The sequence below is a fragment of the Microcoleus sp. PH2017_35_SFW_U_B genome (assembly GCF_020737865.1).
Taxonomy (GTDB): domain Bacteria; phylum Cyanobacteriota; class Cyanobacteriia; order Cyanobacteriales; family Microcoleaceae; genus Microcoleus.
This window is the reverse complement of record NZ_JAEQDE010000194.1, coordinates 1-3703: the sequence shown is the minus strand read 5'-3', so window position 1 is coordinate 3703 and position 3703 is coordinate 1. Positions and strand designations below refer to the sequence as shown.

The 3703-nt window shown below is 43.5% G+C and carries 5 protein-coding genes; 1 reads left to right on the top strand and 4 read right to left on the bottom strand.

Annotated features, from left to right (window positions below; translation table 11 throughout):
• The 4 genes from JGK36_RS33500 to JGK36_RS33485 form a co-directional block, all read right to left on the bottom strand.
• Positions 1-140, bottom strand: a 140-nt coding sequence (locus JGK36_RS33500) for a helix-turn-helix domain-containing protein (RefSeq protein ID WP_293174380.1), incomplete at its 3' end; no start/stop codon positions are given.
• A gap of 23 nt (positions 141-163) precedes the next feature.
• Positions 164-286 (bottom strand): hypothetical protein, encoded by a 123-nt coding sequence (locus JGK36_RS33495; protein WP_293174170.1) that lies wholly within the window; start codon positions 284-286, stop codon positions 164-166.
• Between the two features lie 351 nt (positions 287-637).
• Positions 638-1030, bottom strand: coding sequence for a PadR family transcriptional regulator (locus tag JGK36_RS33490; RefSeq protein ID WP_293144339.1), 393 nt, complete (start codon positions 1028-1030; stop codon positions 638-640).
• Positions 1031-1433: 403 nt separating this feature from the next.
• The gene (locus JGK36_RS33485) at positions 1434-1637 is read right to left on the bottom strand and encodes a DUF751 family protein (RefSeq protein WP_293144336.1); all 204 of its coding nucleotides are present in this window, start codon (positions 1635-1637) and stop codon (positions 1434-1436) included.
• A 434-nt stretch (positions 1638-2071) separates the two neighbouring features.
• Here JGK36_RS33485 and JGK36_RS33480 point away from each other — a divergent pair, with 434 nt between their 5' ends.
• Entirely contained in the window at positions 2072-2947 is an 876-nt protein-coding gene (locus JGK36_RS33480; RefSeq protein WP_293174173.1) for a DNA adenine methylase, read from the top strand.
• Positions 2948-3703 lie beyond the last annotated feature (756 nt).

Here is a 3703-nt window from a genome sequence, read left to right as displayed (position 1 = left end):
GGCTTCAATCCATCTTTGTAAAGATTACTCCAAGTAGCCAATCCCCAGTTATAAGTAAACCTCGCTATTCCAGCGTGCTTGCTCATGACTGTTGCCTGACTCTTGTTTAATTTTAACTTTGTTTTGATGGATAAAAGCATTGTTCGACCTCAACACGCTAATTTCACCGATCGCCCGACAGGGTGGATTTGGCTGGTAACTTCCCCGAAACATCCCAGCGAAAGCGAGTGTCTTTACTGACAATCCAAGATTTTTTGGGAATCGCCCAGGGTTTGAACAGGTACATCGTAGATTTGTCTACCAGTGTACTACCTTGTCTATTTAATCGCTAGCTAGGTACTAGCTCTCCACCACCCAATTCCCATATCTGCTATACAAATCCTAGACAAGCCTAGACATTTGCTTCTTACTTCATCGGGAGCATGGGAGCGGTTATCCCTCGGTAAGCTTTGACGCTCTAGCCAAGCGCGATAAATTAATTGCTGCGTTCAAATCCCTGTCCATCGAATGACAGCAATTTCCGCAGTTGTAAGTCTAATCGCTGTGCGGCGGCGATGCTGGCAAAGCGAAGGCAATCCGAAAATTCGGTTTGCTAGCACCGCATCTCAAGGGTTTAGGCATCCGATTTCAACGCCGACTAACCCGTGTGACCAGTTTCTAAGGCACGGGGGCGACGGCCAGAGGCGCCGTTTCCCTGACCGATGTACTCGTGCCACAGACGAGCCAGGTCTTGAGCTTGATGTCGCCACTCGGGGAGGATTTGATACATCCGGCGGGGGCGGCCGCGTCCTTCTACTTTTTTCCAGTAACCGGTAATGACGGCTTCATCTTCGAGAAATTTCAAAGCGCTGTAGAGGACGGTATCAGAAAGTCGGTAGATGGGGAATTCCCTTTCTAGTTGTCCGATGAGTTCTGTACCGTAGGAATCTCCGCGCAATAACACCGAGAGAATGTAGCACACTGCCAGTTCCTTGTTTAGATAAACAGGAGGTGGGTCTTGAAAAAATTGATAGATATGTTCAAATTTCATCTGTCTTGTCCGCTGGAAACTCTCGTGATACCGTCAGGTTAACGGGAGAGGAAAGCGGGGCGGGGTGTGCCGCTTCCTAAGGATTAAGTGGGAATGGGGGAAACAGAGGTGCAGTATTTCCCCAGTTGTGTTGATAGCCGGAACTGTTGTGCTGCACTTCGGTAATGTTTGCTTGCGCCAAGGTTGAGGAGCGCTCACATAACTAGGGTAACTTTACTTTCTCTTCCAATCTATCGCAGCGACTATTGCCAAGTGTGCGATCGCACGGAAGAGTTGCACTTATTTCGGGGGTTAGTGTTTCAACTCAAACTCAGAAGTCGCAACCCCCAAACCCTCTGCGTTCCTGGTTTGTGGGCTATGGTTTGTCAGAGTTCGCCGGCTTTTTCGGGCAGAAATTTTGCCTTTAAACCGGACTCAGACCTAACATGGCGCGCAGTGTAAAAGTTAGAAACACAAAAGTCGCTACAATCGAAGTAATCAGGGCGATCGCAGTTGCCGGTCGATCGAGCAGAGGTTTGAGTCGCTCGAACAGGAAAAAAAAGATTCCCAGACACACAGTAATCAAAAAACGAGGGTAGCGAGAGATGTTATTAATGAAATCTTGCATGAGCACCGGTGGGGTAAAGTGTTACAGCTCGATCTTTGACTGGTAACACTTGTGAGCGAGTTAGACAATTTTGGCACAGCCGGAGCTAAATCTGCCGATCGGGCGATCGGTCATTTTTCAAGGGCGATGCTAACATATATAATTCTAACGAAAAGTTTTGTGAGAGCGATCGGGTCTGAGTCTGTTCAATGCCGGAACGCGACCTCCGTTCAACAGTTGACCGCTTGACAGTTGACCGCTTGACAGTTTGAGAGCGACCTCTACCTATAAGTCCGAGGATTGGAGTAATGAATAGTCTGATTTTAATTTCTCCCTCAAAGCGTTCCGGCTTTCAACCAATTCTTTCTGGTAACGAATGAGAGAAGTATTTCTATTCAGTTGTAGTTGTGAGTTGTAGTTGTGATAAATATTATAGGGCTGTTATTTCTACCTAAATGTCTGCTGCCGCACCTTCTTTCGTCTTGCCGCGTCCATTTCTGAAATGGGCTGGAGGCAAAACAAGGTTGATTGGACAATATCAACCTTATTTTCCTAAAAAGTTCACCACTTACTACGAGCCTTTTTTGGGCGGCGGAGCCGTATTTTTTTACTTAGCACAACAGCACCCTTCTGTGCAAGTTGTGTTAACAGATATTAATCCTGAGTTGATTAATGCTTATCGCTGTGTCAGGGATAAAGTTGAGGATCTGATTGAGCTTTTGTTAGAGCACGCTTTAGAGCACAGCAAGGACAATCCAGCCTATTATTACTCGGTGCGATCGCGATCCTACAACACAGATACAGAAAAAGCAGCACGGCTAATCTACCTCAATAAAACTTGTTACAACGGCCTCTACAGAGAAAACTCCAAAGGTGAATTTAATGTTCCCATAGGCAGATACAAAAATCCTAACATTTGTCAACCAGAATTATTGCGATCGGTCTCATCTCTACTCGAACCAGCTCAAATTGAAGTGAGAAAATTCGATCGAATTTTAGATTTTGCTACAAGCAGCAAAGACTTTGTTTATTTTGACCCGCCTTATTATCCTATCAGTTCTACTAGCGATTTCACAGCTTACAGCCGCGAGAACTTCAAACAAGCCGAACAGATAAAGCTTAGAGATGTTTTTGCAGAACTTGCCCAACGGGGTGTCAAAATTATGCTGTCTAATTCTAACTGCGATTTCATCGATAAAATATACAGCGATGCTGAAGCTTTTAAAATAGCTCATCTCCCTCAGCAAATTGAAATATCAGCGTCTAGGGGAATTAACTCTAAGAGTTCCAAGCGCGGCAAAGTCAAGGAATTATTAATAAGTTCAATTTAACTAAACACCAAAATCCACTCTCTATCTAGTCGAAGTTGAGTTAGTTAGGTGTAGGGTGCGCCGCCACCGAAAATCCCTCAAGAAAAATTGATAATGTAACCGTTCCACACCTGTGATTGCACGGCCTGTGGAAACAAACCCATTTTTGGATAGCAATGCTTTTCGTCGATATCAACCACAAAAAGTTTAGAAACAGTGTCAAAAAATTGGCAAAAAAAAGGAATTATTACCTATTGACTTGTCTGGACTTTAGGTGGTATATTTTAGATAATGGAAGTGGTGAGTCTAACTTTAATTTTGCGACTATTCCCATTATTAAATTGTACTTCCAAAAAACTTCAGAGTCAAGCGGTTAACTCGAAAAAAAAGGGCGATTTTTTTCACTTTAATAAAATTAAAATATTTGAATGCTGGGTTATCGTAAATAATAGCAGTTTCCCCAAAAAAAGCAACTGTAGGGAAGGGGAAAATGGCGATCGCGATCGGTAATGCCTGATTAGAGATGTTTGTTAGCCCAAGTAATGAAAGCTTCGAGCTTGTGAGCCCCCAAAAGATTTTGATTTTAGGGAATTTGCTTTTTAAACCAGTCGATCGAACCTTGCCCATTACTCACAAGTTAAGCTAAAAGCACTGTTGTCAATGAGTAATCTTACTCATTTTTTTTACCGAGATACCAATTAAAATATGACTCCATTTGTTCCTTTATTATTGAAAAAAAATTGTTCGGGACTTCTTTGAGTTCCAGGGAAAGGAGAA